Source organism: Streptomyces bambusae, assembly GCF_019400985.1.
Lineage (GTDB): Bacteria > Actinomycetota > Actinomycetes > Streptomycetales > Streptomycetaceae > Streptomyces > Streptomyces bambusae_A.
In genome coordinates this window covers 1-3390 of sequence record NZ_WTFF01000502.1, presented here as the reverse complement: position 1 = coordinate 3390, position 3390 = coordinate 1, and the positions used below count along the sequence as shown (strand labels likewise).

Sequence of the window (3390 nt, the reverse complement as noted above, 5' to 3'; positions counted from 1 at the left end):
ACACCGCCGCGCGCGGGCGTGGCGGCCACGCGCCGCCGGCCCGCGGGGGCGGCGGGGGTACGGGTCCGGCTGGCGCCGGTGCGGGCCCGGCTGTCCGCGTGGAGGACGCGCCTGCCGCTGCCGTCGCGCGGGCGGGGCTGACGGCGCGGGCGTCCCGCCCGGCCTGTCCGCCGGCATGCGAGAACGCCGGTGCGCCGAAGCTCGATCCCCCCGAGCCTCGCCGCACCGGCGTTCCGCTTCCCCCACCCCCGTGGTCCGGATCGAGGTGCCCGGCCCGCTCCGCAGCCCCGTGTCGGCGGTGCGGGCCGGGCGCCCCCGTCCGTCGCTCCCATTCTGGTGTTCACCCAGGTGGGAGCCCATCCGTACGCATACTCATCCTGACGCCTAGGTACGGATACCCAGTTCTACGCCCCGACGGGTGCAGGCGGCACCGCCGACCGGGGGTAGTGGACTGCCGGGTCAGTCAGCGGCTTCCGCTCACCCGTCCGCGCAGCAGCAGGGACAGGGCCGAGTGGACGTCGTCCAGCGAGCGTTCGCGCTGGAAGGACTGCCAGTCCAGGGCGGCCACCAGCACCATCCCGACCAGGGCGGCCGCCGTGAGCGGTACGTCGATCTCGCTGCTGAGCTCGCCCCGCTCGACGCCCTCGCGCAGCACCTTCTCCACGACGGCCACGGCCTCCTGACGGACCACCATGAGGGTGGACTGCCAGGCCCGGTTGGTGCGCCAGAGTTCGGCGACGTAGAGCTGGGTGAAGGCCGGGTAGCGGTCGATGAAGACCAGGCCGGCCCGGATCATGGCGTCCAGGGCCTCGATCCGGGTGCCGCCGCGGGCCTCGGTCCCGTCGGCGGCCGCCTGCAGCGAGGCGGTCAGCAGTCCGACCCCGTGCCGGAGCAGTTCCTCGAAGAGCTCCGTCTTGCTGGCGAAGTTGTAGTAGACGGTGCCCTTCGCGACGCCCGCGCGCTCGGCGATCTCGTCGACCGTGGTCGCGGAGAACCCCTGCTCGGCGATGAGGGTGACGGCCGCCTCGTAGAGCTTCTGGCGGGTGGCCTGGCGGCGGCCGGTGGGGCCGCCGGTGCCGGTGGGGCCGGTGCTGGTGCTGCTGTCCATGGCGCTGATTGTCACAGTTCCGTCCCCTACAGGCTCAGTTCAGGGTGCAGCCGGTCCATGGTCCACACCTGCTTGCCGCGGGCGGCGAGCGCGGTGAGGGCCAGGGCGCCCACCGTGAAGGCGGCCAGGACCGCGCAGCCCGTCCAGACGGCCGCCAGGTCGCCGCCGGTGATGAGCCGGCGCAGGCTCTCGACGACGTAGGACATCGGCAGGTAGGAGTGGATGGCGTTGAAGAAGCCGGGGCTCGTCTGGATGGGGTACGTACCGCCGGCGGAGGTCAGCTGGAGCATGAGCACCACGAGGACCAGGATCCGGCCGGCCGCGCCGAACTTGGCGTTCAGCCACTGCACGATGGCTGCGAAGCAGCCGGTGACCAGGGCGAGGAAGCCGATGGTGGCGGCCGGGTGCGCCATCTCCAGGCCGAGGCCGAAGTGGAGGACGGACATCAGCATGGCGACCTGGGCGACGCCGAGGGAGGCGACCGGCAGCCAGCCGGCGAGCGCGATCCGCCAGGGGGAGGCGCCGGTGGCCAGCGCCCGCCGGTTGAGCGGCTGGATCAGCATGTACGCGACCATCGCGCCGACCCAGAGGGACAGCGGGATGAAGTACGGGGCGAAGCCGGTGCCGTAGTTGGGCGCCTTGTGCAGGGACTCGTTGGCGAGCTTGACCGGGTCGGCCATGACCTCGGTGCGGGCGTCGCGCTGCTGCTCGTCGTAGTCGGGGATCTTGTCGACGCCGTCGTGCAGGCCGGAGGCCAGGGCGCCGTTGCCGTCGGCCACCTTGTAGATGCCGCCGCTCAGGCTGTGGGCGCCTTCGCCGAGCTTGCCGACACCCTTGTCGATCTTGGCGGAGCCGGAGGTGGCGGAGCCTATGCCGGCGTGCAGCTTGACCATGCCATCGGCAACCTGCTGGGCTCCGGAGTTGAGGGCGTTGACCTTCGCCACAGCCGCGTCGAGGTCGGAGGCCAGGCCCGGAGCCGCTGCGGCGAGGTCGCGGGCCTTCTTCTCCAGGTCGGTCAGCTGGGAGCGGAGCTTGGTCAGGTCCGCTCCCTGGCCCTTGACCAGGGTGTTGACGTCGCCGGCGAGCCGGGCGCCGTCGGCGGTCGCGGCCTTGATCTTGGCGAGCTCGGGGCAGACTGCGGGCGCAGGCTGGGAGACGGGCTTCACGCAGTGCTTGGTGTGGGTGTCCGCGGCGAGGGTGGATGCGTTCTGGGTGACGCGGGCCGCTGCGGGCGCCCTCTCGACGAACTTCTCCAAGTTCTTCTCGACGACATCGGCGGTGTCGGCGACCAGCCGCGCGGTGTTGGCGATGGTCTGCGGGTTGTCCCGGATGAAGGGACGGGCCTTGTCCGCGGCGCCGTTGACCTTGTTCGCCAGGGTCTGGGTTCCGTTCGCGACGTCCCTGGAACCCTTCTCCAGCTTGCCGGCGGCGGTGTTGAGCTGGCTGAGGCCGCCGGCGAGTTCGCCGGTCTTCTCCTTGGCCGTGTCCAGGCCGTCGGCGAGGTCGGCGGCGCCCTTCTGGGCCTTGCCCGCGCCGTCGGCGAGCTTGTCGGCGCTGCCGGCGGCCTCGGCGGTCTTGTCGTGCAGGTCGGAGAAGCTGACGAAGATCTTGTCGAGGAAGCCGCGGGAGGCGTTGGTGGACGCGGCGGCGCGGACCTCGGAGAAGACGGTGCGGGAGATCGAGCCGACGACGTAGTTGTTGGCGTCGTTGGTCTTGACCTGGAGCGCGCCGGTGGTGGGGTCGTCGCCGGAGCTGGAGGCGATCTTCTCGCTGAAGTCGGCCGGCATGGTCAGGGACAGGTAGTACGTCCCGTTCTCCAGGCCCTTGGCGGCCTGCTCCGCGCTGACCTCCTTCCAGTCGAAGGTCTTGCTGTCGCGGAGCTTCTTGGTGATCTCGTCGCCGGCCTCGATGCGCTTGCCGTCGACGGTGGCGCCGCGGTCGGCGTTGACCAGCGCGACGGGCACCTTGTCGAGGCGGCTGTACGGGTCCCAGAACGACCACAGGTACAGGGCGCCGTAGAGCAGCGGCAGCAGGAGCAGCGCCACGAGCGCGGCCCGGGGGAGCTTCCCCCGCCCGAACCGCTTGAGCTCAAGCGCGGCGAGCTTCGGCGAGCGCATCGTCCGTCGTCCCCTTCGTCGTGTCGGTGGTGTCGGTGGTGTCGTCGGTGGCGTCCGCCTGCGCGGCGGGCGCGCCGGCCGTGCCGTCCGCCGGGGCGGCGGCCTCGGCCCGGGCGGTGTCGTCTGCCTGGGCGCCTGCTTCGGCGCGGGCGGTCTCGCCGGCCT

General features: G+C 72.1%; 2 protein-coding genes and 1 pseudogene. All 3 read right to left on the bottom strand.

Annotation, left to right across the window (positions count from 1 at the left end; all coding sequences use genetic code 11):
• Positions 1 to 463: 463 nt before the first annotated feature.
• Positions 464 to 1108 carry a TetR/AcrR family transcriptional regulator gene (locus GPJ59_RS34735; RefSeq protein ID WP_258025375.1) on the bottom strand — a complete coding sequence of 215 codons (645 nt, stop codon included), beginning with the start codon at positions 1106 to 1108 and terminating at the stop codon, positions 464 to 466.
• A 26-nt stretch (positions 1109 to 1134) separates the two neighbouring features.
• Positions 1135 to 3225 (bottom strand): YhgE/Pip family protein, encoded by a 2091-nt coding sequence (locus tag GPJ59_RS34730; protein ID WP_219672021.1) that lies wholly within the window; start codon positions 3223 to 3225, stop codon positions 1135 to 1137.
• Positions 3197 to 3390 (bottom strand): annotated as a pseudogene (locus tag GPJ59_RS34725) (hypothetical protein); the annotation flags it as partial. The gene GPJ59_RS34730 and the pseudogene GPJ59_RS34725, both read right to left, overlap by 29 nt.